This is a genomic window from Nonomuraea rosea (genome assembly GCF_039539705.1).
Taxonomy (GTDB): domain Bacteria; phylum Actinomycetota; class Actinomycetes; order Streptosporangiales; family Streptosporangiaceae; genus Nonomuraea; species Nonomuraea rosea.
Map to the genome: position 1 here is coordinate 216,393 of NZ_BAABDQ010000014.1, position 26,683 is coordinate 243,075.

The following is a 26,683-nucleotide window of genomic DNA, read 5'->3' on the forward strand; positions in this document are numbered from 1 at the left end:
ACGCATGACATTAGATACACCGTACGCACCAACAGAGGGCGACCGCTGGCACCGGCCGTTGATGGTCATGGTGGCGGCGATGTCCGCGCTCGTCGTCGTCGCGGGCTTCGGTCTCTTCGCCGACAGTCGTGAGCTGCTGCAGCAGTCGATCTGGGAGAAGCCGCTGAAGTTCGGGGTGTCGTTCGTCATCTACGCGGCGACGCTCGCCTGGCTGCTGCCGAAGCTTCGCCGGGCGCGGCGCACGATGTGGACCCTCGGAACGGTCTTCGCCGTCACCGGCCTGATCGACGTCGGTTTCATCGCGGTGCAGGCCGCCCGCGGCACCTACAGCCATTTCAACACCAACACCGACACGTTCAACGAGGTCGGGCAGGTGATCTTCTCCTCGGGCGTGGTCGGCTTGTTCGGGGCGAGCCTGCTCATCGCCGTCATGCTGCTGTTCCAGCGGGTCGGCGACACGGCGCTCACCTGGGCCCTGCGCGCCGGGATCGGGTTGTCCGTCCTCGGCATGGCGGTGGCCTCCTTCATTCGCGGATGGGCCTCGACCGGCCCCCGGACGGTCGAGGACGCGTACGGGAACGCGGTCTCGCTGGTGGGACAGCACGGGGTGGGGGCGCCGGACGGCTACGGCATGCCGGTCACGAACTGGAGCACCGTGGGCGGCGACCTGCGCGTCCCGCACTTCATCGGCCTGCACTCCGTCCAGGTGTTCGTCCTCGCGGTGCTGGTTCTCTCCGCCCTCGCGGCGCGGATCGGCTGGCTGCGGGATGAACGCGTACGCGCCCAGCTCACCGGGGTCGTCATCCTGGGGTACGCCGCGGTGTTCGCGATCACGGTGTGGCAGGCGATGCGCGGCCAGTCGCTGATCCATCCCGACGCGGCGACGTGGACCGCGTTCGCGGTGACGGTCGTCGTGACCGTGCTGCTGGCGGCTCTGACCGTCGCGGCGGCCCGCCGCAGAGCGGAGTCGCCCGCCGGCGACCGGCCCGCGCCCGTCGCCTCGGGGGTGGCCAGATTCTAAAATTACGTTCTAGTATCGCCATGGAGGGATCCGGAGCCGGCCAGGGTCCCAGGAGAGGACAGCCATGGGCGTGCTGGAAGGCAAGGTCGCAGTCGTCACCGGGGCGAGCAGGGGCATCGGCGCCGCGATAGCCGTACGGCTGGCCGCCGAGGGTGCGAAGGTGGTGGCCGCCGCCCGGACCGTGGAGGCGTCGCAGAGCCGCCTCGAAGGGACGATCGGCGACACGGTCGCGCAGATCGAGGCGGCCGGCGGCACCGCCTTCGCCCAAGCCACCGACCTGTCGCGCGAGCAGGACAGGGAAGCGCTCATCCGGGCGGCCGAGCAGCGGTACGGCCCGGTCGACATTCTGATCAACAACGCCGCCGTCACCTACTTCACGCCGGTGTCGGACTTCACCGATCGCCGCTATCACTTGATGTTCGAAGTGCAGGTCAACGCGCCCTTCCATCTTGCCCGGCTGGTCCTGCCCGGGATGCGGGAACGCCGTGCGGGCTGGATCCTCAACATCTCCTCGATCGCCGCGCGCCATCCGGCGTTCCCGCCCGGCCCGTACGCCGGTCGCGGGGGCACGGTGTACGGCATGTGCAAGGCCGCACTCGAACGCTTCACCACCGGCCTGGCCGCCGAGCTCTACGCCGACAACGTCGCGGTGAACGCACTGTCGCCCAACCAGGTCGTGCCCACCCCGGGCACCCTCTTCCACGGCCTCATCAGCGAAGACGCCCCGGACGCCGAGCCGCCTTCGGTCATGGCCGACGCCGCCCTGGCTCTGTGCCACCGCCCGGCCGCCGAGCTCACCGGTCGCATCGCGTATTCCCAGGATTTGCTGGCCGAGCTGCACGACGGATAATGACCGGGTGCTTATAGGGCCTGGATCTCCGTCGTTCACGTGGATACTCTGCAACAGAGTTTGGTGATCGGTTGCGAAGCGTCACTGGAGGCTGGAGGTCCAGTGGAACGGCCTGACGCACACAGCCTTGCCGACATTCTGTCGGTCGCGCCATGGATGGATCTCGAAACGTATTTCGACCATCTGCGGGATCGGGTGGATGCGGCCGTTCTGGCCTCACACGAACGGCGCGAGCAGCTCCGCGCCGAGATATTTGCCGAAAATCCGGATTTACGCTGCCAGATCCGGCGCCCGTCGCCCGAGAAGATGGAATGGGCCAAAAATCTGCTGCGTACCGGCATCGTCGCCGCCTCCGACGGGACGGTGGCCGCCGTACCTCTCCTGAGCGGGACGAAGATCCAGATAGGCGTGGTGATCGTCACCAACACCGGCGAATCCGTCGGCCTCGTGACGAGGGTCTTCGAGCACGAGCTGACCACGACCGGCGACACGGCCAGAGAATTCTTCGACAATCTCCGGAAGGTGCACGGCACCACGACCCTGGCCAGCCAGGCGCTCATGCTGTTCGGCGAACGCAAAATTCTGCTCGCGCAGAAAGCCGACTGGCGGATGATCCACGGTGAGCTGATTCCCTTCCAACTGCGTACGGGCGTGGGCCATCCGAAGGAGAACCTGCCACCTGTTTTCGAGCTCGTCCGGAATTATGTGAAGGACCAGCGCTTCATCGCGGTCAGTGAAAGCCCAGAAGATCTTGACGTGCTCAACGCCGGCATTGTCCTGGAGCCCGGCGAGTTCATCGAGTTGCGCACGCTCGCCGACGACCTCACCGGTTTCCTGGACGGCGATGATAACGCAGGAAGGATCAAGTCCGGATTCAACAATCTCGACCGGGCGACGTTCCGCGCCTTCATCGCGGAAATGGGGCCGGAGGTCGCCATCCTGTTGATGAAGGCGGGGCATCGTCCGTTCCTCCTGGAGTGCCATCGAGACCGGGTCGAGGAGGCGGCGGCGCTCTTCCTCGCCGACGCGCTCTGGACGCGAGGTCTCCCCGACAGCGGCGCGCCCGCGACCACCCGCGGCTTCCCCTTCCACATCGACCTCGCCGACAACGTGGCCCGCACGATGTTCAAGGGAGGGGAGTTCCGCACCTTCATCGAAACGCGGCTGATGGAGCTCGGGGTCGAGCGCGGGCTCACCGATCTGGATCCACGGAGGACACGAGGATGAGCTCGGACATCCAGGTCGAAGCCGAAGAACCGCTGGAAGAGCCGGAAGAGCGTGACGTCCCCGCCGACCCGGAGTGCGAGCAGGAGATCCCCGAAGCAGACCTTGAGGCCGCGGCCGTCAGTCTCGCCCGATCGCTGGTCACGCTCGGCTTCATCGCCTTCGACGGGCCGGGGACGGACAACTCCAGCAGCGGTGTCATGGTGTCGGAAGAGCTGCGCCGCCATTTCCGCCGCGACGCGTACGTGGGCATCGACGACACCGAACAAGGCATCACCTTTCTGGGCCGCGTCGTCGAAGGCCCTTTTCACAGCCCGCACGAGATCAGCCCCGATTCGGCCATCAGCAGGACCACGCTGCTCCACCCGGAACGCACCCAGTTCCGGCCCACGTACTACGCCGCCGGCACGGTCGAGATTCTCGGCGAGGTCACCGCGGATGAAAACGTGCTGCCCACCTCGACCCGCCCCCGGCCGTACTCCCAGGTGTTCATCTATCCCAGTGGCCGGCTGCGCCGGATGCTCGGCATCGAAGGCGACATGCAACTGGGCTCGTTGCTCGGCTACGACGACGTCAGGGTCGAGGCGGACTCGGCGGACAAGGGCTTCCTGCCGCGTAATGCCGGCATCTTCGGCACCGTGGGCTCGGGCAAGTCCAACACCACCCAGGTCCTGATGGAGGAGGCGCTTCGCGCCGGCTGGGCGGTCGTCGCCATCGACGTCGAGGGCGAGTACGTACGCATGGACCAGGGAACCGACGAGCCCCACCTCGCGCGCCTCCTGGAAGAAGGCTTCGACGAACGGCTTCCGCGCGGCATCCCCGATTTCCGGGTCTACGTGCCGAACGCCGGCATGACGGACGCGCCCGATCCCTTCCCCTTCAAGGTGCCGATCGCCGACGTGCCGGAGGAGATCGTCGCGGACATCCTCGAGCTCAGCGAACCTCAGGTGCGCATGTGGGGAGCGATCACGGCCCAGGCCCGGCGCAACGCGGAGCGGCCCGGCCGGCCGGGCAAGATGGGCGTACTAGCCGCCCCCGCACCGCCGCCTCCCGATCGCCCGTACAACCTCAGTGCCCTGATCGACGGATTGCAGGAGGACCCTGTCACGGGCGCCCTGCCCCTGTTCCCGGGCAGGCCCGGCCCGGCGGAGAAGGCCACCGCGTCCACGCTGAGGAACAAGCTGTACAAGCTCGGCAGATCCGGAATGCTCGACTGGATGCCCACGAGAAGCACCCCGTACCTGGACATCGACGAGCTCCTCGTGGAGCGGCGCCTGAGCGTTTTCGACGTGAGCGAGACCAACGACAGCGCCCGCAACATCGCCATCTCCTTCCTGCTGCAGGCGCTGTTCGACCGGGTGATCGCGGTGGCTCGCGGCGAGCCCATCGGCAAGGAGGGCCGGCAGCGCCCGCCGGTGCTGGTGGTGATCGAGGAGGTGCACACGTTCGTCTCGCGGGCCAGCGCGGGCCGGATGCGCGCGGTGCTGGACCAGCTGCAGGTCATCAGCCGTCGCGGCCGCAAGCGCTGGATGGGCCTGGTGCTGGTGTCGCAGCAGCCCGGTCACGTGCCGGAGGAATTGTTCGAGCTGGCGAACACCCGGTTCATCCATCAGCTGAAGTCCGCAGGCAACCTCGCCCCCGTACGCGCGACCACGGGTGGTGTGCACGAGGCGCTGTGGTCGACGGTCCCCGCGCTGGGGCAGGGACAATGCCTGCTGACGGGCTCGGTGTTCCGCAATCCGGTCTTCGTGCAGATGCGTCCGGCGCGTTCGCGGCGCATGCACACGGCGTGACCACGATCGGTTCTCATGGAACTCTCAGGCGGACTTTGTGGCACTTTGAGCTCAATTTGATGACTATGGGGGGATGGAGCGCGCGCCGCAGGAGGCCGACGCGGCCGAGGCTCAGGGAGCCGTGGCCGGGAAGGCTCGGTGGTACGCCGTCACTGGCGGCGCACTTGTCGTCGTGGCGGTGCTGGCGTACTGGCTGGGAAGCAGCGGTGGGAACGGCGAGGCGGCCGCGCCCAGGCCGACCCCGACGCCCAGTAAGACGCTCACGGTGCCCGACGTCTTCGAGCGGGTCGGGCCGTCGGTGGTGGTCATCCAGGCGGGGAAGTCGTTCGGGACCGGAGTGATCGCGGCCGAAGACGGGACGATTCTGACGGCGCATCACGTGATCAAAGGTACGAAGAACGTGAACCTGACGTTCGCCGACGGCACCAAGGCGAAGGCCGTGGTCTCGTCGTCGAACCCCAAGCGCGACGTCGCGACCCTCAAGCCCGCGAAGCTGCCGGAGATCGTCGTCCCGGCGACGCTCGGCGGCGGCGTGGCCGTGGGCGCGCCCGTCGTGGCGATCGGCAATCCGCTCGGCCTGACCTACAGCGTCTCCACCGGCGTCGTATCGGGCCTGAACCGGACCGCCGACCGGACCTCCGACGACGGCGACCTGGGCGGGCTCATCCAGTTCGACGCCTCCGTCAACCCGGGCAGCTCCGGCGGACCGCTCCTGGACGCTCGCGGCCTGGTCATCGGGATCGTCGTCTCGATCGCCGACCCGGGAGGCGACGAGGCGTTCGCCGGGATCGCGTTCGCGGTGCCGATCGGAGCGGCCCTGGGCGGAGACGAAGGCGACGGCCCGCCGGGCATCGGGATCTGACCGAAGCATCACGAGAAGGAACACACCATATGACCTCGACCACGTCCCCAGAGTCGGCCCACCCGCTCGAACAGGTGCTGTTCGAGGTCAAGCGCACGATCGTCGGACAGGACACCCTGCTGGAGCGCATGGCCGTCGCGCTGATCGCCGACGGCCACCTGCTGGTCGAGGGCGTGCCGGGCCTGGCCAAGACACTCGCGGTACGGTCGCTGGCCGCCGCGTTCGCCGGGAGCTTCCAGCGGGTCCAGTTCACCCCCGACCTGGTGCCCGCCGACCTCGTGGGCACGCGGGTCTACCACCAGCACTCCGGGGAGTTCCGTACGGAGCTCGGCCCCGTGTTCGCGAACCTGCTGCTGGCCGACGAGATCAACCGCGCGCCCGCCAAGGTGCAGAGCGCCCTGCTGGAAGTGATGCAGGAACATCAGGTGACGATCGGCCGCGAGACGTTCCGGGTGCCCGAGCCGTTCCTGGTCATGGCGACCGAGAACCCGATCGAGTCGGAGGGCACCTACCCGCTGCCCGAAGCGCAGGTCGACCGTTTCATGATGAAGGTGGTCGTCGACTATCCGACACAGCCGGAAGAGCAGGCGATCGTGGAACGGGCACTGCGCCCGCCCGAGCCGCCGCAGCCGATGGTGACGGCCGAGGGCCTGATCGCGATGCGGGCCCGCGCCCAGCAGGTGTACGTCGATCCGGCGATCATCGACTACGCGGTGCGGCTGGTCGCCGTGACGCGTTCTCCCGCCACGGCCGGGCTCGGCGAACTGGAGCGGTACGTCACCTACGGGGCGAGCCCGCGGGCGTCCATCGCGCTTGTCACGGGCGCGCGGGCGCTGGCGTTCCTGCGCGGGCGTGACTACGTCCTGCCGCACGACCTGTCCGAGCTCGCGCTCGACGTGCTGCGCCACCGCCTGGTGCTGTCCTACGAGGCCCTGGCGGACGAGATCGACGCCGACACGATCATCACCAGGGTGCTCGGGGCCGTCCGGGCGCCCGACGTCGTCCTGCAGAACCGCTAGAGCCATGGCCACCGCCCCCGAGAAACTCCTGCTCCGCCTGGAGTGGAAGGTCGTCCGCAGACTCGACGGCCGGCTCCAGGGCGCCCACCGCACCACGCACCGCGGCTCCGGGATCGACTTCACCGGGTTGCGCGCCTACACCGACGGCGACGACGCCCGGCACATCGACTGGAACGTGACGGCGCGCCTGGACGAGCCGCACCTGCGGGTGTTCACCGAGGACCGCGAGCTGACGGTGTGGCTCGTGCTCGACCGGTCGGCGTCGATGGCGGCCGGCCGGCCGGGGCGCGGCAAGCACGCCGTGCTCGCGGAGCTCGCGCTCGTCCTCGCCCGGCTGTTCGGCAGGGGCGGCAACCGGGTCGGCGCGCTGCTGTTCGACACCGGGATGCTGCGGGTCGTGCCGCCCGGCACCTCCCGGCGGCACGCGCTGCGGATCGGCGCCGAGCTGGAACGCACCTCGGAAGCGCGTGGCGGCGCCACCACCGACCTGGCGGAGATGCTCGACGCGGCCGGACGGCTCGCGCGCCGCCGCGCACTCATCGTCGTGCTGTCGGACTTCATCGGCGACGGCGACTGGGAGCGCTCGCTGCAGCGCCTGGCCCGGCGGCACGAGGTGGTCGCCCTGCGGATCGTGGACACGGCCGACGACGTGCTGCCAGAAGCCGGGCTGATCGTGGTCGAGGACGCCGAGACCGGCGAGCAGCTCGTCGTCGACTCCGCCGACCCGCTGCTGCGGGTTCGCTTCCGCGCCGCGGTCGACGCCCGCGACGCCCGGCTCACGGCGGGCATGCGCCGGGCCGGGGTGCCCGTCCACCGCATCGACACCGACCGCGACCTGGCCGAAGCGCTCGTCGAGGTCGTCGCCAGAACCCGGGACCGGTCATCATGACATTGTCCTCTCCCTTGCTGCTGGTCGTCGGGCTGCTGCTCACGGCGGCGCTCGTCTGGGCGGCCGTCGTCTCGGCGCGCCGACGGACGGCCGCGCTCACCGCCGCCGGCGTGGCCGTGCCGGGGGGCCGCCGGGCGTACCTCGGAATCGGCCTGACGATCGCGGGCGTCGGCGTGCTCGCGATCGCCACCGCGGGACCGGCGGCCATGCTGCCGGTGCCGCGGACCGCGGGCACCGTCATCCTCGCCATCGACGTCTCCAACAGCATGGGCGCCGACGACGTCGCGCCCAACCGGCTGGCGGCCGCGCAGCGGGCGGCCCGCGCGTTCGTGGCGGCGCAGCCCGACAGCGTCGACATCGGCGTCATCGCGTTCGAACGGGGCGCGCTCACCACCGCGCGGCCCGCCGCCGACCACTCCCTCGCACTCAAGGCCATCGACCGGCTGAAGGTCACCGGCGGCACCTCACTGGGTGCGGCCATCACCGCCTCGCTCACGGCGATCACCGGCAAGCAGGTGGCCGTCGGCCGCAACGGCACCGCGCCCGACATCGGCTACTGGCCGTCGGCGACGATCGTGATCTTCTCCGACGGCCAGGACCAGGGCGGCGACGTCGAACAGGCCGCGACCCTGGCCCAGCAGGCGAACGTCCACATCCACACCGTCGGGGTCGGCACCACGGACGGGGCGACGGTGAAGGTCGACGGCTACCATCTGCAGACCTCGCTCGAAGAGGAAACCCTCACCTTGATCGCGCAGACCACCGGCGGCGGCTACCATCCCGCCTCCGACACCGCGCGGCTCGACGGGATCGCCGACACGATCGATCTGCGGCTCACCGTCTCCGACGAGCCGCTGCCCCTCGCCGGCGGCCTGATCGGGCTCGCCCTCGCGCTGCTCACCGGGGGAGCGGCGATCACCGTGCTCCGGTCTGGACGGGTGATCTGAATGTCGTTCTCATGGCCCTGGGCACTGCTGTCAGTGCTGATCATCCCGCTGATCTTCGTCATCCGCGAGTGGGCGCGGCGCCGCCGCCGGCGGGCCGCCGTGCGCGTCACCTCGATCGCGCTCGTACGCAGCGCACTGCCCGGCCGTACGCGCTGGACGCGGAAGATCCCCCCGGCCCTGTTCATCGGCGGACTCGCGCTGCTCGCGGTCGGGGCCGCGCGACCCCAGGCGTCGGTACCGGTGCCGATGACGTCGGCGACGATCCTGCTCGCGCTCGACACCTCCGGCTCCATGTGCTCCACGGACGTCGAACCCAACCGCCTCACCGCCGCGAAGAAGGCCGCCACGGAGTTCGTCGAGTCGCAGCGGGGCGGGCCGCGCATCGGCCTGGTCACGTTCGCGGGCAACGCGGGTCTGCGCGTCCCGCCCACCGACGACACCGATTCGCTGATCGAGGCGCTGGACAACCTCACCGTGTCCCGCGGCACCGCGATCGGGCAGGCCATGCTCACCTCGATCGACGCGATCGCGGAGGTCGACCCATCGGTCGCCGCCACCGGGGCGAACCCCGGGACCCCCGGGGAAGGCTACGCCGGCGCCGCGATCATCGTGCTCACCGACGGCGCCAACACCCAGGGCGTCGACCCGCAGATCGCCGCCCAGGAGGCGGCCCTGCGCCGCGTCCGCGTCTTCCCCATCGGCTTCGGCACCACGAACCCGGCCCCGATGGTCTGCGAGAACTCCCAGTTCGACGGCGGCTTCGGCGGCTGGGGCGGCGGTTTCGGCGGTCGCGGGGGATTCGACAGGGGGCGCAACCCTCGTACCATCGACGAGCCCGCGCTCAAGCAGATAGCCGAGACCACCGGCGGCTCCTACCACCGCGCGGAGAACGCCGACCAGCTCCAGAGCGCGCTCAACTCCCTGCCCGGCAGCTTCACCGTCATCCACCAGCGGATCGACACCGCCGCCGCCTTCGCGGCCGGCGGCGCCGTCCTCATCGTCACGGCCCTGTCCCTCTCCCTCTGGTGGAACCGCCCCAGAACCCCGGCCCGCTGACCCGAGCAGCTCTTAAGCGGGATCCGGGCCGTAGCGCTCGGCGATGTCCTCGGCGGAGGGCCACCGGCTGTAGGCAGGCGACTGCGGCCAGCCGTCGGGCGAATCCTGCCACTCCTCCTGCCGCCCGTACGGCAGCAGGTCGATCAACGCGAAGGTGTGGCTGAGCTGCTCGGTGCCCCGGCCGTTGGTGTGCCAGGTGCGATAGACGGTGTCGCCGTCGCGCAGGAACACGTTGACGGCGAAGCCATCGCCGGGCGGCGCGCCGACGTCGGTGCCGAACGGGCTGTTCGCGGTGGAGTACCAGGTCATCTTGTTCCCGGTACGCCGCTTGTAGGCGAGTGCCTCGTCGATCGAGCCCTGGGTGACGATGACGAACCGGGCGTCGTAGTTCTCCAGGAACTCCAGCCGGGTGAACTGCGAGGTGAACCCCGTACACCCGCCGCACTGCCATTCCGCGCCCGGGGACCACATGTGGTTGTAGACGATCAGCTGGCTCTTGCCGTCGAAGACGTCCGCCAGCCGGACCGGCCCCTTCTCGCCGTCGAGCGTGTAGTCCGGCATCCGCACCATGGGCAGGTGGCGGCGCTGCGCGGCGATGGCGTCGAGCTCCCTGGTCGCGGCCTTCTCCCGGGCACGCAGGTCATCGAGCTGACGCTGCCAGGTCTCGGCGTCGACGACGGGCGGTAGTGCTTTCGTGCTCATGGTCTCTCCCTTTCGCCATGTGAAGGGGTAGACCTACCCCGGCCGCCGAACTCATCGTTTCGTCCGCAGCATCGCCAAAGCCCTTTCGATCCGCCGTACGCGGGTCTCGGGCTTCTTGGCGCTTTCGATGGCAAGTACGTGCTCGCGCTTGCGGCTGTGAGCCAGGCGATCGTAGGCGGCGCGGGCGACCGGGTCGGCGTCGAGGGCGCGGGCGAAGTCCGCGGGCTCGACCACGGCAGGAGGCTCGGCATCGAATTCCACCTCGACCTCGACCTCGTCGCCGGTGACGACACCGGCGGCCTGCCGGTTGGCGTTGCTCAGGCCGAGCAGGTGGCGGCCGCGCATGATGGCGACCCTGCTCTTCCACGAATGCCCGTTGACCGTGATGACGACCCTCGGCCGCGCGCCTCCGCCGAGCGCCGCCACGACCTCTTCGGGAACCTCCAGCCCTTTCATGGGCTCCGGAGGCTCGACGTAGGCTCGAAATTTCATGATCTGCTCCTGCTACGGGCCCGGACCCCTCTTGAACGAGGAGCCCGGGCCGGCGTTGTCGGCTGGCGTCAGGAAGCGTAGGTGGTGACCTTCCACAGATAGCCGTCCGGGTCGCTGAAGTAGCCGAAGTACCCGCCCCACTGGGCGGGGGCCGCCTCCTTGACCACGCTGCCGCCGGCCGCCACCGCGTTGCGCATCAGCTCGTCCACCATTTCCCTGGAGTCGGGGTTGAAGTGGAATGAGGCACCGCGGAATCCGGACCCCTCCGCGGAGACGCCGGCGTCCTGTGCCGCCGCCTCCCATTCGTAGAGTGCCAGCTGCGGGGACCCCTCACCCAGGCTGAACGACACGAAGTGACGCGTGTCCTTCTCGATCTTGCAGCCGAGGCCCTCGGCATAGAACTTCTTGGCGCGGGCCAGATCCTTGACGCCGAGCATGACGGCGCTCACCTGCAGTGACATGGTTTCTCTCCGTGTAAATCTCGCGGTATGTGCTGCCTGAACTGGCAGAACGGACATCCCGGCCGGGCCCGGATGTCACATCGGCGTGGTTTCGCCGGTCAATTGGTATGACAGGCCCGGACGGAAAAGGGTGACAGATGGTCGAGCAGGACTGGCTGAGCGAACGGTTCGCCGAGCACCAGGACCGCTTGCAAGCGGTGGCCTACCGGATGCTCGGCTCACCCGGCGAGGCCGAGGACGCGGTGCAGGAGGCGTGGGTGCGGGTCAGCCGCGCCGACACCTCCGAGGTGGAGAATCCGGCCGGGTGGCTGACCACGGTCGTCGCCCGGGTCTGCCTGAACATGCTCGAATCACGCCGGACCAGGCGCGAGGAGCCGGCCGGGGCACTCCCACCCGAGCCGCACGCCGGCGTCGAGGCCGGCCCTGAGGATGAGGCGCTGCTGGCCGACTCGGTCGGTATCGCGCTGACGGTGGTCCTGGACACGCTGACTCCCGCGGAACGGCTCGCGTTCGTCCTGCATGACGTCTTCGCCGTGTCGTTCGGCGAGATCGGCCCCATCATCGACCGCTCCCCGATCGCGGCCCGGCAGCTCGCCAGCCGGGCCCGGCGCCGGGTGCAAGGAGCGGCCGGGGCATCCGACGCCGCGCGGTCCCCGAAGCGGGACATCGTCGCCGCCTTCCTGGCCGCCTCCCGTACCGGGGATTTCGCCGCCCTGCTCGAACTGCTCGACCCGGACGCCGTGGCCGGCGACGCCCGCGGCGCCCACGAGGTGGCGGCCTTCTTCGCCGGACGCGCTCAGGCCGCCCGGCTCGCCCTGGTCGACGGCATCCCGGCGGCCGTCTGGTCGCACCGCGGCCGGCCGAAGGCGGTCTTCACGTTCACCATCGACGACGCGAAGATCACCCGCATCGCCATCGACGCCGTCCCGGACCAGCTCCACGACCTGGACATCGTCTTTCTCGGCGCCGGCGACAGCCGATGAGCAGCCTGAATCTCCAGCTCTCGTCCTGCACCCTCCCCGTCCACGACCTGCACGAGGCGCTCAGCTTCTACCGTGACGTGCTCGGCTTCGAGATACGCCCCGACCCCGAATCCGAGGGGACGCGCTGGGTCAGCGTCGGCTCGCCGTCGCAGCCGGACGTGCGGATCCGCCTCGAACCACCCGGCGCGCACCGGGATGTCTCGCCCGCCGACCGGCAGGCGATCGAGGGCCTGCCGGGCCGTCTCGTCTTCGTGACCGACGACTGCGACGCCATCTTCGAGCACATCGAGGCCGCGGGCGCCGACGTGATGCAAGAGCCGATCGACCAGCCCGACGGCATCCGCGACTGCGCGTTCCTCGACCCTTCCGGCAACATGCTGCGCTTCACCCAGCCACGAACGACGTGACCACGCCAGGCGTGTTTCCCCCTTTCCCCCGTGCGGGGGAGGTGCGCCGTCGCCCTGGGGCGGGACTCTTGGGGTGTCGCGGGTGTTCGACATCGGGAGGGACGTGTGGCTGCTTCGCTGCGGCTTCGGCTGGTGGTCTATGTGCTGCTGTGCGGGCTGGTTCCGTGGGCGGGGGTGAAGACGGTGTGGACTCTCGGCGGTGCCGCCCTGGGCGTGGACGGCGAGAGCTGGCTGCGGGGAGTCGAGAGCGATGGGGACGCCGTCTATCGTGCGCTGGCGGCTGTCGGCGTTGACCTGACGGTGCTGGCGGCGTTGCTTGGGGTGTTCCTCGCTCTTGGGTTGGTGCATCGGTGGGGGATGGTCTTTCCGCGCTGGACCCTGCCTCTCGCTGGACGGCGGGTGCCTGCCTTCCTGCCCCTCGTTCCGGCCTGGGGGGTGGGGGTGTGTCTGGGGGTGTACGGGGTGGTGCTGCTGGTCATGGTGCCGCTCATCCTTGGCGGCGTGAGTCCGCGGTTCGCGCCGTTGACGCCCTTCACCAGTAGTGAGGGCGTGACATGGATGATCTTGTTCGGCGGGCTGGCCTTCGGCGGGCTCGGGGGTGCGCTGGTCGTAGGGGCATGGTCCTACGGGCGGCGCGTGTCCCCTGCGCGCTCGCGGACGGCAACGCGGAGGAAACAACGCAGCTGATTTCCTGACGCAGGCCTCTGCCCGCACTCCCGCGCCGCGACCGCCGGGGAACGGGCCGGGCAGATCGCCGCTGCATTCGCCAAGACCCCAGGAGCCGGCCATGCACGATGCAGAGATTTCTTCGGGACTGGATCGACGGCAGTTCCTGCGACGCGCGGGTTTGGCCGCCGGAGCAGGCGCGGCGCTGCCACTGCTGGGCCTGGGTGGGCCGAGCGCGATGGCCGCCGCTCCGCGGTCCGCCGACGACCCCGACCAACTGTTCAAGGACGGCCAGTTCAGGCGTGCCGAGCAAGGCTACCGGCGCCGGCTGGCGGAGAACGCCGACAACGCCCAGGCCGCCGCGCAGATCGGGTACATCGCTCTGCTGTCCAACCGGTTCGCCGACGCCGAGCGATTCCTCAAACGCGCCGTCAGCCTGAAGCCCGACGACGAATTCTCCCTCTACCAGCTCGCGGACTGTTACGTCCGCCAGGACAGGCTGTCGGAAGCCGTACCCTGGCTGCGCAAACGCGGCGAGCTGACCGGCTCGCAGACCGACCTCGCCACCGCCAAGCTGTACGAGACGATCCGCGGCATCCCCTGGCGGGTGCACGGCCCGCAGAGCACCCGGATCCCCTTGCTCGGGCTCGAACCCCTACCCCACATGATGATCTCCATCAACGGAACACAGCCGAGGATCTTCCAGCTCGACACGGGAGCGACCACGGCCGGCCTCAGCATGCAACTGGCGAAGGAGGCCGGCCTGGAGGTGATCTCCGAGAGCAGGGGAAGCGCCGACGGGCAGCAGTTCACGATGTACTACGGCATCGCCAAGTCGGTGCGTATCGGCGACCTCGAGGTCCGCAACGTGCCCGTCCATTGGAACGAGGCCGACCGGCCGGACCTGCCCGACGGCACCGAGGCGCAGGGCACCATCGGCACCGTGCACTTCTACCATTTCCTGACCACCATGGACTACGGCCACCAGCAGTTCGTCATGCGCCGCAAGACCGGCGCCAACCTGCGTAGATTCCGCGCCGAGGCCGCACGGCTCAAGGGCGATGTCCTGCCGCTGTGGCTGGCGAAAGACCATTTCCCCTGCACGCTGGGCTCGCTCAACGACTTCGGGCCCCGGGTCGTCACCTTCGACACCGGCGGCCCTGGCCGGGGCGTCGGCACCTCCCTCGACTTCGCCGAACGCGCCGGCATCGAGCTTGGCGAGCCCGAGCAGGGACGGGGCGGGGTGCGCTACCCCATCGCGCCGGCGGAGATCAGTCTGGGCAAGGCGACGCGGCGGCGGATCAAGGGATGGGCGGAGGAGAAGCCCAAGGTCGGCGCCGGGATGAAGTTCGACACCATCGCCAACTTCACCCACGACTTCTTCAAGCCGTTCGCCATCACGTTCGACTACACCCACATGAATTTGTACATCACCGGCGACTCCATGAACCCGGACACGTGAAACTCGGCCGGAGCATCGCTTGCCACTCCACCTGGAGCCTCTTCACCCGGGGGTGCGGTCGCCTCGATCAGCCGGGCGCACCTGGCGCGGATTCTGCGGGCGGGCCCGGCCCCGAGACCGGCTCAGAAATCCGTCACTGCAGGGCCAGGCAGAGGTACCCGCACGAGATGGCACTCACCGCGCAGTTCGCCGCAGCGGGGACGTTGAGCTGACCGTTGCCGTTGTACGCCCACACAATGACTTGGCCGCCGGCGGTCAACGCCATGCTGGCCATATTTCCCGCGGAGATCTTGACGACATCGGACTGCGCCTCGTACGGGACTTCCAGTTGCCCGTAGTCGTTTCCGCCCCATGCGATCACGCCACCGTCTTTGAGGGCGAGGCTGAAACCGGCGCCTGCGGAGATGGCGGTGACACCGGACTGCGCTTCAGCCGGCACCGCCAGGTTCGGGGTAAGGGTGGGCGCCCAGGTGATGACGCGGCCGTCCTCCCGCAGTGCGAGAGAATGGTAACTCGTGGAAATCGCGACGATACCCTCCTTCGCTTCGTCAGGCAGGGTGGCCTGTCCACGCCATTGGATAACGCCGCCGTCCTTGAGGAAAAGGCCGGACGAGGTTCCCCCATTCGCGCCGGCGATTGCGGTGACACCGGATTTCGCCGCTTCGGGGACGGTTAACTGAGTGTCGGACGTACCGCCCCAGATGATCACGCCACCGTCTCTGAGCGCGAGGGAGAACATGCCGGCCGTCGCGATCGCCGTGACATCCTTGGTCGCCGCGACGGGCACTCGGGACAACCGCTGCTGGTTGGTGTCCTGGAAATTGAAGTTCCCCCAGGTGGTGACCCGTCCATCCTTGAGCATCAGGTTGTACAGGTTCGCGCATACCCCGCTGGAGATGGCAGTCACCCCCGACGATCCGGCCGCCGGCACCGCCGGGGCGCCGGCCGGGCCCCATTGGATGACCTTGCCGGTAGGGGTGCACTCCGGCGGTTCGTCTGCGATCGGGTTCGTCCCTGAACGGGCTTGCGCTGCGGATGCGTGCGAAACCGTCCCGCCCAGTAAGGCGGCCGGCAGACCGAGCGCGACCGTACGCATGAGTTGACGTCTATCAAACATGAAGTCCCCCTGACGTGGCATGGTCCCTTATCGAGCTGTTCGGGGCTGTACGGCCCGTTTGGGTTCGCATGACGAATCCCATCAACTCGATGGTTGACTGGGCGATCATGGCAGCAGTGAGGATTGCGAAGCGGCTCCTTTATTTATTCGTTACCGGGACATCCATACAAATATGGTCGTTTTATGGAGAAAATGTGGGCCGCACGATGATCTCTGTCCACCTGGGGTGTATCAGGCGGACAAGGTGGCGGGCCGATCGGCGGGTGCGAAGTGTTCACCGCCGAAGTCGAAGTACAGAGCCACGTCGCCGAGATGCGCGCGCCGTCGGCCGTCCATTCGAGCAGCTCGACCCCGGCCACCACTCGGCCGACGAAGCGGTCCATCTCGCCGAGGCGGTCCCCGCGCAGCGCCAGGCTGAACCAGGACGACTCCAGCGGCTCACCCCAGGTGATCGACAACCAGCCGAACCTCTCGGGGCGATAGCCACCAGGTATGTAGTACGCAGTCTCCTCAGCCGAGATCACCCGTGGGCGCTGTGCCCCTCGGCGGCGTCCAGGGCGATCGTGCCGGTCATGCCGCGCAGGCCGAACCCGTGCCGCCACCGCGCCCGTTCCTGCGGCGTGGTCAGCAGGTCGATACGGGAGGTGGTCAGGCGCCGCCAGGTGCCGCCGGTCTCGGCGTACGAGGTGATCGTGGTGCCGCCGGACAACACCAGGGCGAGGCGGTCTCCGGGCGCGAGCGGCAGACTGGCGCTGTTCGGTTCGTGCCGGAACTTGCCGTCGACCAGCACGTCGATGCCGATCTCCTTGCGGGTGTTGTTGTACCAGGCGCCGATGTAGTTGTTCGCGTCCTTGACCCGGCCGACGAACACGCTGTCCTCCGCCTCCCCGGTGCCCGCGAACGCGCCCACGGTGATCACGCTGACCGTGTCGCCGGAGGATGGCGCCCCGGGCAGGGCGAACCAGCCGAAGAACGGGCCCTGACCCTGGCCGGAGAGCCTGCCGCCGCCGACCTTGATCGCCGGCATCGCCTCGTCGCCGTAGGGCTGATAGCCGTCGTAGCCGGCCGCGGCGCCGTCGAAGCCCTGCGCCACGTCCACCGTCGGGTACGCCTTGTAGTCGATCACGAGCGGGGCGGTGGCCTTCTCGCCGCCGCCCTCGTTCCCGGACAACCAGGAGGGCACGAGCAGGACGCCCGCCGTCACGGCCAGCGCCACCAGCACGGCCCCGGCCACGAGCAGCCCCCCGCGCGAGCGCCTGGGCCGCGCCGTTGCCCCGTCCAGCACCGAGGGCGCGGCGGGGGGCAAGGCCTGGTCCACGAACGTACGCTCGGCCGCGCCGCCCCGGCCGTCACCGGAGGTGAGGTCGCGCAGCAGGTCCCCGGTCGTCGGCCGGTCGGCGGGGTCCTTGGCCAGGCAGGCCGCCACCATCGCGCGCAGCGGCTCAGGCACCCCGGACAGGTCAGGCGGGCTGTGCAGGATGGCATACATGATCACCGGCACGTTGGAGCCGGTGAAGGCCCTGCGCCCGGTCGCCGCGAACACCATCGTGGCCGCCCACGAGAACATGTCCGAGGCTAACGTGACCGCCTGGTCGCCGAGCTGCTCCGGCGACATGTACGCCGGAGTGCCGGCCGCATGGCTGATGGTGGCCACGGCGTCGAGGGTCCGGGCGATGCCGAAGTCGATCACGACCGGTCCCTCGGGCCCGAGGATCACGTTGCCCGGCTTGAAGTCGCGGTGCACGATCCCGGCGCGGTGGATCGAGGCGAGGGCGGTCAACGTACTGATCGCCAGCCGGTCCAGCCCGCCTCCAGTACGCGGCCCGTCCCGCTTGACCAGCTCGTCGAGCGACGGACCCGGGACGTATTCGCTGACGATGTACGGCTGCTCGCCCAGCATCCCGGTGCCGATCACCCGCGCGGTGCAGAACGGCGCGACGCTGGCGGCGACCTCCGCCTCGCGCAGGAATCGGCGCCGTACCTCAGGATCGGCGGCGAGCCGCCCGTGCAGCACCTTGACCGCCACGCGCTCGCCGGCGGGCGACTGCGCCAGGTAGACCGCGCCCTGCCCGCCTTCGCCGAGAAGCCGCACGACCTGATGCTCACCGATGCGTCCCGGGCCGTCTAAGCCCACCACCCGCGAGTCCGTCACCGGCTCCCCCCGCCATCCATGGCGATCTCATGACCCGCCCCAGGCTATCCCGCACCGCCTGCCCACCGAGGGCCCTCCGACGATCTTCCTGGTGCGCGGCCTGCTCGGCCGGTGGCACCAGTACGGTCGGCAGCCCGGTTACGTCGCTCGCCTTATAGGTAGATGACCGGTATATATTGATCACATGAGGCAGATGCAGGAGCCCACCTTCCTGATCCTGACCGCGCTCGCTGCCGGTCCACAGCACGGGTACGGCGTCATCATCGACGTGGAACGCATCTCCGACGGGCAGGTCCGCCTGCGCGCCGGCACCCTGTACGCGGCTTTCGACCGCCTTCAGGAGGAGGGCCTCATCGCCGAGGACCGGGAGGAGATCGTGGACGGCAGGATGCGGCGCTACTACAGGCTGACCGGCGATGGCGCGACCAGGCTGGCGGCCGAGGCCGAGCGGATGCGCCGGCACGCGCGCGCGGCCACCGTACGCCTGCGCGTCGCCGGCTCGGGAGGCACGGCATGAGTCCGTTCGAAGCCCGCTATCGGCGCCTCCTGGCCTGCTACCCGCGCGACCACCGGGCGCGGCACGAGGAGGAGATGATCGGCGTTCTGCTGGCGGGGGCGCGTCCCGGCCAGACCCGCCCGCGCCCGGCAGAGGCGGCCGACCTGGTGGGGGGCGCGCTGCGCGTGCACGGCCGACGGGCCTTCGGGCCGGTCTCCGCGCCCGCCTGGCGGGACGGACTGGTCCTCGCCGTCGCGCTGTGGCCGTTCCTGATGCTGGCCAGCGTCTTGGCGACCGAGGTGGTGCTGGCCGCCGAGTCCCTGCACACCCGCGGCGTCGCCGCCGTGCTGCAACGGCCGACCTGGATCCCGTTCGTGCCGGAGACGGTCGTCGTCGCGGCCCTGCCCATGCTGGCCGTGCTCTTCGCCCGCCGGTGGATCGCCGTGCTCGGGGCGGTCGCCTTCGCGTTCTATCTGTACCGGGCCGGGCACCCGTACCTGCTGGACCTGGAGGCAATGATGCGCCCGAACCCCGGCCCCGTCCTGCTGGCCGAGCTGTCCGCGGTCGTCATCGCCTTCATCCCTACGGCGCATCGCGCGATCTCGCTCATCTCCCGGCGCGCCTTCCTGCTGTGGGGGCCGCTCGCGCTGATCGGACTGATCGCCGGCAAGGCCCTCGTGCGCTGGCTCAACGTGATGGTCCACCACGACGTCGTGTTCTGGAAACCTGTGCCATGGCTTGTCGTGGTGGCGCTGGCGGCCGGGTACGCCTGCCGGTCGGTCGCGGGGCGGCGGGCGGCGCTGCTGCTGTTCCTGCCGGCGGCGGCCCTGGGCGGCCTGCCGACGGCTCTCGCCCAACTCGGGTGCGCGGCCCTGGCCTTCGCCGCCGCGGCTGCCTGCGGCCCGAGACGGGCCTCGGCTTCTTGAGGCAGCAGGTCGTCCAGGGTGAGGTCTAGCTCAGAACCCGGCTATGAACAGGATCGCCGCGACGAGCATTCCAGCCTCGATGACCAGCGTGAAGACCCAGTTGTTCATCCGCATGACGGTTCTTTTGCCCAGCCACGCTCCGGCGACTATGGCAGGGGTGAGGACCAGACCGAGCTGGAGCACGTGGACGGACAGCAGGCTGCTCGCGCCGTAGGCAGCGACCTTGGTCAGATGAGTGATCAAGGAGGCGGTGGCTTCGGTGCCGATGTACGCGCCACCGAGCAGGCCCTTGGCGAGGAAGAACGGGGCCGCGAGCGGTCCCGCCGCGCCGAGCAAGGATGAGCCGAGTCCCGCGCCGGCCCCGATGGCGGCGAACGTTCGGTCAGCAGGCGGGCGTGGCACCGGCCGACATCGCCGCCAGATGATCACGACGATGAGAAACGCGCCGAGAATACGCTTGAGCGGTTCGACCGGTACGTAAGGCAGCAGGAGTCCTCCTGCCAGGGCGAAGGGGACGGCGCCGACGGCGTACCACCTGATGACCTGCCACCGGACATCGCGCCGATTGAACCAGACGCGGCCCCCGTTACTGGCCAACTGCGTCAGCGTGAGGGTCGGCACAGCCACTTGGAGACCGAACAGGGCAGTGAACACGAGCAGCATCAGCACACCGCCACCCATGCCGCCCACGGACGACAGCCAGGCAAGAGCGAAAGCCAGCACCGAGGCGGTCAGCAGCGTTGCGATGAGGTCAGCGGACATCGGGCGAGCCGATGCGCTCTGCGGCGAGACGCCACCCGGCATCAACGGTCGGGAACACGAAAAGGCCTCTCCGGCTCCCACGCTCGCGGGAACCGCGACCTCCAGGCTTTTGTCCCGTCAGTTGACCCGCAGCCATCGGAAACTGCCGGTGGTGCCGCTTGGACCAGGCCCGCCAGACCACATGAACGCAGGCCAGGCAGCGGAACCCTAGACACTCGCAAAAGACCCTACCGGAGAGCGGGGGAACGGTTCAGGGATGAACATCACACCTCAATTTCCACCTCGCGTTGTTCACGGGCGGATGGACTGCCGCCGTCGCGGACGCTGCGGGACCAGGCCTTGCTTCGACGCTTCCGGACGTTCGATGCGCGTGGGGTTGCCGCGTACGAGCTCGTCGTGGATGCGCCAGCGTGCGGTGGTGAGGTCGCGTCCGGCCGCCTCGTCGCCGCGCTCGATGCGCTCCCGCAGCAGCCGCATGGCGATGCGGCGGTTGAGGCTGAGCTGCCGTTCGGTGTCGACCACGACGACGAACCCCGTGGGCCGGTGGGTCGCGCGTACCGCCGTGCTGGCCTTGTTCCGATGTTGACCGCCGGGACCGCCGGTGCGGCAGGCGACGATGTCGACGTCCGCTTCCGCGAAGGTCGTGTGCGGGGCGTCGACCTGGCACGGCTGGGCGATGACGTACCAGTTCTTTCTGCTGGTGCCGGCCCGGTAGGGGCTGGGGGCCTGCCAGCAGAGGGTTCCGGTCCACGAGGCGGCGAACGCCTCGGCGCCGGCTCCTGAGATCTGGATGACCACCGATCGGTAGGTGCCGGGCCGGTCGCCGGGAACGGTCTCGGCCCGTTCGGTCCGCAGATTCTGCCGGGTAGCGTCGGCCTCCAGGCGGCGCAGCAGCTCGGCCAGCGCCCAGGCGCACTCCTCCGGGCCGCGCCCGGCAGACAGAAGCAGGTGTACGCTCACGACCGGCCTCGCTTGCGGCGGCGGTCCTTCTGGGACCCGAGGTCGGGCGTCTTGTACGTGACCAGCGGGATCGTGGTGGCCACCGGTGTGGCCAGATCATGGTCGACGAGGTCGGCGATCACCTGCTCGATGCGCTTGTACGCCGTCGGCGCCTCCTCGAAGAGCAGCTGGCGGTCGCCGCACACCACCAGCGACCCCACCGGGGTACGGCGCAGCTCCTCGACCGTGTGCTTGGCCCGCCCCCGGCGCAGGGCGTCCGCACGCGACATCTTGCGGCCCGCGCCGTGCGCCACGGAATGGCCGGCCTCCGGTCCCGCGTGGGCGGCCACGAGGTAGGAAGGGGTGCCGCGTGTACCGGCGATGAGCACGTCACGGCCGTCACCCGGCGCCGCCCCCTTGCGGTGCAGGTAGCTCCCGTCGCGGACCTCGACCAGGTTGTGGCACTGGTCGACGATCGGCTCGGCGGGCTCGAACCCCAGCGCATGGGCGACCCGGGCGGCCAGCAGCCGCCGGTTGAGCGACCCCCAGCGTACGGCGTCGTCATGCATCGCCAGGTAGGCGCCGGGATCAGGGGCGGGGCCCGCGCCGTGGACCTCGGTGTGGGCCCGCAGGATCCGTTCGCCCAGCCCGCGCGAACCGCTGTGGACGACGAGCACCAGGTCGCCGGCGGCGAGTCCGAGACGGGTCGCGTGGTCCGGTGCGAGGACGGTCCCGATGCGCGCCAGCTCGACGAAGTGGTTGCCGCGGCCAACCGTTCCAAGGCCCTCGACGTGACCTGCTGGGATGTCATCCTTGACCACGGCCCAGGCGGGATCCTGCCCTGGGTCCAAAGCGCGATCGAGATCGGGGAAGCGGGCGGCGAGCTTCTCGGGTACGGCGCGCTTCAGCTTGACGGGGAACACGGCGATGCCGCACCCGATGTCGGAGCCCACCAGGAACGGGTACAAAACGGTCGACGTCATCGCGGCGCCGATGGGGGCGCCCTTGCCGGGGTGCAGGTCAGGCATGGCGGCGACGTGCATCATGCCGTCGAGCGCGGCCACCTGATGGCACTGCGCGACAGCATCGGACTCGATCCAGCTGGTGGGGGAGGCGAACACGGTAACGGTGGCCTTGGCGGCCGGCGGCTGTTGCTGAGACAAGACGCTCTCTTCGCTGAACGGGATTTGGGCAGGCGGCACTTCGGCGCCGTGGCATCTGGGAGAAGTCCGTCAAAGTCTCATGAACACCACATTCTCTGAGCCCCGCCATGCGCGGCAACCGATTTTCGGCACGCGGGGACTTCCTGTCGATCTGACAAAAAGTTATGGTGTGCTCATGCCCGACGACCCCTGGCAGCCGCCCCGCATCCTCCTCGCGGTCGACCTGGTGATCCTGACCCTGCGCGAGGCACGCCTGCACGTCCTGCTCGTGGAACGCGGCATCGACCCGTTCCTCGGAGCCCTCGCCCTGCCAGGCGGCTTCCTGCGCGACGAGCATGAGGACATCGAGGCGGCCGCGCGGCGCGAGCTGTCGGAAGAGGCGGGCCTGTCCGACGTACACCTGGAGCCCCTGGCCGTGTACGGCGAGCCGGGCCGCGACCCGCGCGGCCGCGTCGTGTCCGTCGCCTACCTGGCCATCGCGCCCCGCCTGCCGGAGCCGGTCGCCGGCACCGACGCCGCCGACGCCTCCTGGACACCGGTGGACGACGCCCTGGCCCCGAGCGCGAAGCTGGCCTTCGACCATCACCGCATCGTCACCGACGGGGTCGAGCGCGCACGTACCAAGCTGGAGCACAGCACCCTGGCCACCGCGTTCTGCGCCGAGACCTTCACCATCTCGGAGCTCCAGCAGGTGTACGAGGCGGTCTGGGGCGTCCGCCTCGATCCCCGCAACTTCTACCGCAAGGTCCAGGGCGCCGGCGGCTTCATCGTCGCCGACGGCCCGCTGCGCAAGACCCCGAACGGGCGGCCCGCCCGGCTCTTCAAGGCGGGTCCGGCCCACGTTCTCAACCCCCCGATGGCTCGGCCTTAGGAGGTCGATGGTCATGATCGTGATCCTCACCGCGCTGGATCTGGAGTATCAGGCCGTCCGCGGGCACCTGACCGACCCGCGCGTACACCGCCACACCGCCGGCACCCGCTTCGAGCTCGGCCGCCTCACGGGCGGCGGGTGCAGGGTGGCCCTGGGCCTGGTCGGCAAGGGCAACCATCCGTCAGCGGTGATCACCGAGCGGGCGATCGCCGAGTTCGCGCCGTCGGCGCTGCTGTTCGTGGGGGTGGCGGGGGCACTGTGGCCCGGCATCGGCCTGGGCGACGTGGTGGTGGCCACGCACGTGTACGCGTACCACGGCGGCACCAGCGAGGACGACGGCTTCAAGGCCCGCCCGCGCGTCTGGGAGATCGGCCACGAAACCGACCAGATCGCCCGCCACCTCTACCGCACCGAGTCCTGGGCTCGTCGCCTGCCCGCGGGCGCGGCCGTCCCGGCGGTGCGTTTTGGCCCGATCGCGGCCGGCGAGGTCGTGCAGGACTCCGCGATCTCCGCGCACGCCCAGTGGGTGCGTCAGACCTACAACGACGCGCTCGCGATCGAGATGGAGTCGGCCGGCGTGGCGCAGGCCGCCCATCACAACAGGTCGCTGCCCATGGCCGTGGTACGCGGCATCAGCGACCGCGCCGACGGCACCAAGACCGGCACCGACGGCCTGAACTGGCAGCCGAAGGCGATGGCCAACGCCGCCGCCTTCGCCGTGGCCCTCGCTCAGGAACTGGCCATGGAGCATCAGAACCATCCGGCGAGAGAGGCGAAAAGCATGACCGACCGCGTCCAGAACGTCGCCCGCGACAACGCCCGGGTGGGCGTACAGGCCGGGCATATCCACGGCAACGTCACCATCGGCCACCCGCCCCAGACCCAGGCAGCCGACCCGGTGGCGCAGCTCGCCGAGCTGCGTGACCGCCTCGCCAGGGCGCGCAAGGCGCAGGAGGTGGACGAGGACACGTTCACCGCGGCGGAGGGGGAGATCGCCGTCGCCGCCGAGTCGCTGTCGGAGAGCACCAAGGAGGGCAGGAGCAAGGCGGTGATCGCGCTCAAGAAGCTCCGCGGGCTCCTGGCGGACGTGGCGGAGCTGGCGGCGCACGTGTCGGCCGTCATCGCGGCCATCCGGGGCGTCCTGTGAACGACCCCCACTCCGGCCCGACCAACCTCGCCATGGACTCGGCGAACGTCGCCGTCCAGGCGGAAGCCATCCACGGACCAGTCAGCGTCTACCAGGTCGAGTCCGCCCCGTCGCCCCAGCAGACCTTCAACGTGGGGCTCAACGCCCTGCACGGCGGGATGGCGCCGGAGGCACGCGAGCACATCCGCGACGCCGTGGTCCTGGGCCGCTACATCAACGGCCGCTCCTGCTTCTACCTGCTGCTGGCCCTGCTCAGCGGACGCACTCTGCAGCAGGTGCCGCCGGGGGAGATCGCCATGCTGCGCTGCATGCACGGCGCCATCAAGGACGATGACGAATGGGCCGACGCGATCAAGCTGGTCGACCACCTCCTGACGTCCCGTCCCACGGAGGACGGGGCTGCCGACCTAGAGCAGGAGCTCCAGAAGCTCACCAACGAGCAGCGCAACGACGTCCTCCAGCACATGGAGATGTTCCTGGACAGCTCCGCCGAGGACGCCCTCTGGACGCGCGCCTTCGAAGCGGCCAGAAGTGACCGCTACGCGGAGAACCGGGAGGGCCGGGCCTGGAAGTTCTTCCAGCCAGAGCCCATCGGCGCACGCGTACAGCCGGCCGATCCCGTCCTCATCGGACTCGGCACCTGGACCGGAGCCACGGTGACCACCGCGCTGGCCCTGGCGACCGTCGGCTTCATCGGCCTCACGGCCTGGCAGCACACCGGAATGGCCGCGGCGTCCGCCCTGCTGGCTCTCGCGGCCGGCTGCTACGCGAGCGTGCGCAGCGGCGCGGAGTGGCGGTGCAGGAAGGAGCGCCGCCAGGCGAAGGACCGCGAGTACGGCCGCCCCCCGGCCACCACCGCCCGCGGCGACGGCTTCGCGAGCAAGATCGACCACCAGTTCAACCACTACTCCGCCCGCTACACCCCGCCCGGCGCGGACAAGGCCCGCTGGCTCTCGGAGACGGCGGGCGTCCGCCGGGCCCTGCGCGACGAGGTCGTCACCATCTACCGGGAGAAGACGGTCAACGCCAAGCAAGTCGCCTGGCTCACCAGATACCTGGTCGCCGACGTCGCCCGTCGCTGGCAGGCCGGCAAGCTGCGGGACTACCGCAAGGAGCTGCGCGCCCCCTTGCCCATTCGATTGATGTGCGTGCTCGCCGCGCTCGCGGCCGCCGCGGCAGGCGCCTTCCTGATCTGGAGCGGCGCGCACATCAGCCCGCTCATCGTGTCGCTGTCCGCGCTCGCCGCCGTGGCCTCGGTCTGGTTCGCGGCCCGCGCCTGGGTGCGCATCGCCGCCGAGTACGAGCGCCACTTCGCCGACAAGGCGGAAAAGCAGGGCCTGCTGGCCGACCGCCAGGCGGCCTTCTCCCGATGGAAGCGCAAGCTCGCCGACAGACCGGACGATCTGGAGATGGCGCGATGGCTGGAGTGCGACCGCAAGGCGGTGATGGAGCAGGCGACGGCCCTCTACCGGCTGAAACGGCAGGACGTCCTCGCCCACGCCTTCATCGAGGCCCCCGCCACGCCGTCCTATGACAGGGCACGCGTCGAAAAGGGGCCATGGCGCTATTCGAAGTACAAGATCCTGCTCTTCCTGCTCACCAAGGACGGGGTGCGGCAGCTGACCGTGCACCTCGACTTCCAGAAGGCCACCTTTCGCAGCCGGGCCCGCACCAACTACCGCTACGACGCGTTCACCTCCGTCCAGGTGGCCGAGACCGACAGCGGGGAGAACGTGTTCGAGCTGACGCTGACCAACGGCGACCCGATCAAGGTCAAGATGACCGACCCGCCGACGGATGTCACCAAGAACGAGGACAAGGGGCCGCAGGGCGCGTCACAGGTCACTCTCGGCACAGCGGGGATCTGGAACGCCCTGCACATCCTGGAGGGCGTGGCGGCGGAGGGGCAGGAGTGGATCGCGTTCGAACGCCAACGGGAGAAGGTTCCGCTCGCGGAGGTGAGCAAGGCCGTAAACGCCATCTTCGCCTGACGTCACGACCTAAGTGCCGGTCGGAACGCTGGCGGTCTGGCGGGCAGGCAGCGCGGCTGGCCTGGTCGGGTTACGCCGTGGCCATTCAGCATGCTGCTGACACTTTCCGGGACCGGCACGACGGCCCCTATCGATCCGGGCTTGCTGTTCATGCGCAAGTCCGCAGCCAGGCCGGGTTCTGTGTGGTGGGACGACACTCGGGTTACGCACGTGTCCGGCATGACCAACAGCTGTGTACGTCGCATGCCCATGTGGCTATTGCAGCCGCCAGAGGCCCGAATAGCT

At 69.6% G+C, this 26,683-nt stretch carries 27 protein-coding genes; 18 read left to right on the forward strand and 9 right to left on the reverse strand.

Going from position 1 to position 26,683, the window contains the following annotated elements; genetic code table 11:
* Positions 1-4 precede the first annotated feature (4 nt).
* The 9 genes from ABEA43_RS30440 (at position 5) to ABEA43_RS30480 (ending at position 9,661) form a co-directional block, all read left to right on the forward strand.
* Positions 5-1,021 (forward strand): hypothetical protein, encoded by a 1,017-nt coding sequence (locus ABEA43_RS30440; RefSeq protein WP_345567117.1) that lies wholly within the window; start codon positions 5-7, stop codon positions 1,019-1,021.
* A 64-nt stretch (positions 1,022-1,085) separates the two neighbouring features.
* Positions 1,086-1,871 (forward strand): SDR family NAD(P)-dependent oxidoreductase, encoded by a 786-nt coding sequence (locus ABEA43_RS30445; RefSeq protein WP_345567119.1) that lies wholly within the window; start codon positions 1,086-1,088, stop codon positions 1,869-1,871.
* A 102-nt stretch (positions 1,872-1,973) separates the two neighbouring features.
* Positions 1,974-3,098 (forward strand): hypothetical protein, encoded by a 1,125-nt coding sequence (locus ABEA43_RS30450; RefSeq protein WP_345567121.1) that lies wholly within the window; start codon positions 1,974-1,976, stop codon positions 3,096-3,098.
* Complete coding sequence (locus ABEA43_RS30455) at positions 3,095-4,888, forward strand: ATP-binding protein (protein WP_345567122.1); 1,794 nt, start codon at positions 3,095-3,097, stop codon at positions 4,886-4,888. The genes ABEA43_RS30450 and ABEA43_RS30455 overlap by 4 nt, the downstream gene beginning before the upstream one ends.
* A gap of 73 nt (positions 4,889-4,961) precedes the next feature.
* Complete coding sequence (locus tag ABEA43_RS30460) at positions 4,962-5,750, forward strand: S1C family serine protease (protein ID WP_345567123.1); 789 nt, start codon at positions 4,962-4,964, stop codon at positions 5,748-5,750.
* A gap of 29 nt (positions 5,751-5,779) precedes the next feature.
* Positions 5,780-6,769 (forward strand): AAA family ATPase, encoded by a 990-nt coding sequence (locus ABEA43_RS30465; protein ID WP_345567125.1) that lies wholly within the window; start codon positions 5,780-5,782, stop codon positions 6,767-6,769.
* 4 nt (positions 6,770-6,773) lie between these two features.
* Positions 6,774-7,658 (forward strand): DUF58 domain-containing protein, encoded by an 885-nt coding sequence (locus ABEA43_RS30470; RefSeq protein WP_345567127.1) that lies wholly within the window; start codon positions 6,774-6,776, stop codon positions 7,656-7,658.
* Positions 7,655-8,605, forward strand: a complete 951-nt coding sequence (locus ABEA43_RS30475; protein ID WP_345567129.1) for a VWA domain-containing protein — start codon at positions 7,655-7,657, stop codon at positions 8,603-8,605. Before ABEA43_RS30470 ends, ABEA43_RS30475 begins: the two co-directional genes overlap by 4 nt.
* Positions 8,606-9,661: a VWA domain-containing protein gene (locus tag ABEA43_RS30480; RefSeq protein WP_345567130.1), complete on the forward strand. Its 1,056-nt coding sequence runs from the start codon at positions 8,606-8,608 to the stop codon at positions 9,659-9,661. It abuts the gene before it with no gap.
* Positions 9,662-9,673: 12 nt separating this feature from the next.
* Here ABEA43_RS30480 and ABEA43_RS30485 read toward each other — a convergent pair whose 3' ends face one another.
* From ABEA43_RS30485 to ABEA43_RS30495, 3 genes are all read right to left on the reverse strand, one after another.
* Entirely contained in the window at positions 9,674-10,363 is a 690-nt protein-coding gene (locus ABEA43_RS30485) for a DUF899 domain-containing protein (protein ID WP_345567132.1), read from the reverse strand.
* 51 nt (positions 10,364-10,414) lie between these two features.
* Entirely contained in the window at positions 10,415-10,855 is a 441-nt protein-coding gene (locus tag ABEA43_RS30490) for a YdeI/OmpD-associated family protein (RefSeq protein WP_345567134.1), read from the reverse strand.
* 68 nt (positions 10,856-10,923) lie between these two features.
* Complete coding sequence (locus tag ABEA43_RS30495; RefSeq protein WP_345567136.1) at positions 10,924-11,316, reverse strand: VOC family protein; 393 nt, start codon at positions 11,314-11,316, stop codon at positions 10,924-10,926.
* A 137-nt stretch (positions 11,317-11,453) separates the two neighbouring features.
* On the opposite strand from ABEA43_RS30495, the gene ABEA43_RS30500 reads away from it, so the two are divergent.
* From ABEA43_RS30500 to ABEA43_RS30515, 4 genes are all read left to right on the forward strand, one after another.
* Entirely contained in the window at positions 11,454-12,299 is an 846-nt protein-coding gene (locus tag ABEA43_RS30500; RefSeq protein ID WP_345567138.1) for a sigma-70 family RNA polymerase sigma factor, read from the forward strand.
* Positions 12,296-12,706 (forward strand): VOC family protein, encoded by a 411-nt coding sequence (locus ABEA43_RS30505; protein WP_345567140.1) that lies wholly within the window; start codon positions 12,296-12,298, stop codon positions 12,704-12,706. Before ABEA43_RS30500 ends, ABEA43_RS30505 begins: the two co-directional genes overlap by 4 nt.
* 105 nt (positions 12,707-12,811) lie before the next feature.
* Positions 12,812-13,393: a hypothetical protein gene (locus ABEA43_RS30510; protein WP_345567142.1), complete on the forward strand. Its 582-nt coding sequence runs from the start codon at positions 12,812-12,814 to the stop codon at positions 13,391-13,393.
* Between the two features lie 100 nt (positions 13,394-13,493).
* The gene (locus ABEA43_RS30515) at positions 13,494-14,834 is read left to right on the forward strand and encodes an aspartyl protease family protein (RefSeq protein WP_345567143.1); all 1,341 of its coding nucleotides are present in this window, start codon (positions 13,494-13,496) and stop codon (positions 14,832-14,834) included.
* 133 nt (positions 14,835-14,967) lie between these two features.
* Here the strand turns inward: ABEA43_RS30515 and ABEA43_RS30520 are convergent, their stop codons facing one another.
* From ABEA43_RS30520 to ABEA43_RS30530, 3 genes are all read right to left on the reverse strand, one after another.
* On the reverse strand, positions 14,968-15,930 hold the full coding sequence (locus tag ABEA43_RS30520; protein ID WP_345567145.1) for an RCC1 domain-containing protein: 963 nt from the start codon (positions 15,928-15,930) through the stop codon (positions 14,968-14,970).
* A 164-nt stretch (positions 15,931-16,094) separates the two neighbouring features.
* Entirely contained in the window at positions 16,095-16,409 is a 315-nt protein-coding gene (locus ABEA43_RS30525; RefSeq protein ID WP_345567147.1) for a hypothetical protein, read from the reverse strand.
* A gap of 62 nt (positions 16,410-16,471) precedes the next feature.
* Positions 16,472-18,043 carry a serine/threonine-protein kinase gene (locus ABEA43_RS30530; protein ID WP_345567149.1) on the reverse strand — a complete coding sequence of 524 codons (1,572 nt, stop codon included), beginning with the start codon at positions 18,041-18,043 and terminating at the stop codon, positions 16,472-16,474.
* A gap of 244 nt (positions 18,044-18,287) precedes the next feature.
* On the opposite strand from ABEA43_RS30530, the gene ABEA43_RS30535 reads away from it, so the two are divergent.
* Both ABEA43_RS30535 and ABEA43_RS30540 read left to right on the forward strand, forming a co-directional pair.
* On the forward strand, positions 18,288-18,620 hold the full coding sequence (locus tag ABEA43_RS30535; protein ID WP_345567151.1) for a PadR family transcriptional regulator: 333 nt from the start codon (positions 18,288-18,290) through the stop codon (positions 18,618-18,620).
* Positions 18,617-19,525: a hypothetical protein gene (locus tag ABEA43_RS30540; protein ID WP_345567153.1), complete on the forward strand. Its 909-nt coding sequence runs from the start codon at positions 18,617-18,619 to the stop codon at positions 19,523-19,525. Before ABEA43_RS30535 ends, ABEA43_RS30540 begins: the two co-directional genes overlap by 4 nt.
* 30 nt (positions 19,526-19,555) lie before the next feature.
* Here ABEA43_RS30540 and ABEA43_RS30545 read toward each other — a convergent pair whose 3' ends face one another.
* From ABEA43_RS30545 to ABEA43_RS30555, 3 genes are all read right to left on the reverse strand, one after another.
* Positions 19,556-20,287: a TSUP family transporter gene (locus ABEA43_RS30545; RefSeq protein ID WP_345567155.1), complete on the reverse strand. Its 732-nt coding sequence runs from the start codon at positions 20,285-20,287 to the stop codon at positions 19,556-19,558.
* 291 nt (positions 20,288-20,578) lie between these two features.
* A complete protein-coding gene (prfH, locus tag ABEA43_RS30550) occupies positions 20,579-21,247 on the reverse strand; it encodes a peptide chain release factor H (RefSeq protein ID WP_345567156.1) in 669 nt (222 codons plus the stop codon).
* Positions 21,244-22,389, reverse strand: coding sequence for an RNA ligase RtcB family protein (locus ABEA43_RS30555; protein WP_345567158.1), 1,146 nt, complete (start codon positions 22,387-22,389; stop codon positions 21,244-21,246). The genes prfH and ABEA43_RS30555 overlap by 4 nt, the downstream gene beginning before the upstream one ends.
* A gap of 175 nt (positions 22,390-22,564) precedes the next feature.
* Between ABEA43_RS30555 and ABEA43_RS30560 the strand changes: the two genes are divergently transcribed.
* Genes ABEA43_RS30560 through ABEA43_RS30570 form a run of 3 tightly spaced genes read left to right on the forward strand, consistent with a single transcriptional unit; the run spans position 22,565 to position 26,398 of the window.
* A complete protein-coding gene (locus ABEA43_RS30560) occupies positions 22,565-23,260 on the forward strand; it encodes an NUDIX hydrolase (RefSeq protein WP_345567160.1) in 696 nt (231 codons plus the stop codon).
* A gap of 13 nt (positions 23,261-23,273) precedes the next feature.
* On the forward strand, positions 23,274-24,407 hold the full coding sequence (locus ABEA43_RS30565) for a 5'-methylthioadenosine/S-adenosylhomocysteine nucleosidase family protein (protein WP_345567162.1): 1,134 nt from the start codon (positions 23,274-23,276) through the stop codon (positions 24,405-24,407).
* On the forward strand, positions 24,404-26,398 hold the full coding sequence (locus ABEA43_RS30570) for a hypothetical protein (protein WP_345567164.1): 1,995 nt from the start codon (positions 24,404-24,406) through the stop codon (positions 26,396-26,398). The genes ABEA43_RS30565 and ABEA43_RS30570 overlap by 4 nt, the downstream gene beginning before the upstream one ends.
* Positions 26,399-26,683: the final 285 nt, after the last annotated feature.

What these genes read in the sequence shown, in the direction of transcription:
- ABEA43_RS30440 (WP_345567117.1), top strand. Translation starts at nt 5, where the DNA reads ATGACATTAGATACACCGTACGCACCAACAGAGGGCGACCGCTGGCAC.
- ABEA43_RS30470 (WP_345567127.1), top strand. Translation starts at nt 6,774, where the DNA reads ATGGCCACCGCCCCCGAGAAACTCCTGCTCCGCCTGGAGTGGAAGGTC.
- ABEA43_RS30535 (WP_345567151.1), top strand. Translation starts at nt 18,288, where the DNA reads ATGAGGCAGATGCAGGAGCCCACCTTCCTGATCCTGACCGCGCTCGCT.
- ABEA43_RS30500 (WP_345567138.1), top strand. Translation starts at nt 11,454, where the DNA reads ATGGTCGAGCAGGACTGGCTGAGCGAACGGTTCGCCGAGCACCAGGAC.
- ABEA43_RS30520 (WP_345567145.1), bottom strand. Translation starts at nt 15,930, where the DNA reads ATGCGTACGGTCGCGCTCGGTCTGCCGGCCGCCTTACTGGGCGGGACG.
- ABEA43_RS30545 (WP_345567155.1), bottom strand. Translation starts at nt 20,287, where the DNA reads ATGTCCGCTGACCTCATCGCAACGCTGCTGACCGCCTCGGTGCTGGCT.
- ABEA43_RS30515 (WP_345567143.1), top strand. Translation starts at nt 13,494, where the DNA reads ATGCACGATGCAGAGATTTCTTCGGGACTGGATCGACGGCAGTTCCTG.
- ABEA43_RS30540 (WP_345567153.1), top strand. Translation starts at nt 18,617, where the DNA reads ATGAGTCCGTTCGAAGCCCGCTATCGGCGCCTCCTGGCCTGCTACCCG.
- ABEA43_RS30490 (WP_345567134.1), bottom strand. Translation starts at nt 10,855, where the DNA reads ATGAAATTTCGAGCCTACGTCGAGCCTCCGGAGCCCATGAAAGGGCTG.
- ABEA43_RS30485 (WP_345567132.1), bottom strand. Translation starts at nt 10,363, where the DNA reads ATGAGCACGAAAGCACTACCGCCCGTCGTCGACGCCGAGACCTGGCAG.
- ABEA43_RS30455 (WP_345567122.1), top strand. Translation starts at nt 3,095, where the DNA reads ATGAGCTCGGACATCCAGGTCGAAGCCGAAGAACCGCTGGAAGAGCCG.
- ABEA43_RS30565 (WP_345567162.1), top strand. Translation starts at nt 23,274, where the DNA reads ATGATCGTGATCCTCACCGCGCTGGATCTGGAGTATCAGGCCGTCCGC.
- ABEA43_RS30460 (WP_345567123.1), top strand. Translation starts at nt 4,962, where the DNA reads ATGGAGCGCGCGCCGCAGGAGGCCGACGCGGCCGAGGCTCAGGGAGCC.
- ABEA43_RS30480 (WP_345567130.1), top strand. Translation starts at nt 8,606, where the DNA reads ATGTCGTTCTCATGGCCCTGGGCACTGCTGTCAGTGCTGATCATCCCG.
- ABEA43_RS30560 (WP_345567160.1), top strand. Translation starts at nt 22,565, where the DNA reads ATGCCCGACGACCCCTGGCAGCCGCCCCGCATCCTCCTCGCGGTCGAC.
- ABEA43_RS30495 (WP_345567136.1), bottom strand. Translation starts at nt 11,316, where the DNA reads ATGTCACTGCAGGTGAGCGCCGTCATGCTCGGCGTCAAGGATCTGGCC.
- ABEA43_RS30465 (WP_345567125.1), top strand. Translation starts at nt 5,780, where the DNA reads ATGACCTCGACCACGTCCCCAGAGTCGGCCCACCCGCTCGAACAGGTG.
- ABEA43_RS30445 (WP_345567119.1), top strand. Translation starts at nt 1,086, where the DNA reads ATGGGCGTGCTGGAAGGCAAGGTCGCAGTCGTCACCGGGGCGAGCAGG.
- ABEA43_RS30475 (WP_345567129.1), top strand. Translation starts at nt 7,655, where the DNA reads ATGACATTGTCCTCTCCCTTGCTGCTGGTCGTCGGGCTGCTGCTCACG.
- ABEA43_RS30505 (WP_345567140.1), top strand. Translation starts at nt 12,296, where the DNA reads ATGAGCAGCCTGAATCTCCAGCTCTCGTCCTGCACCCTCCCCGTCCAC.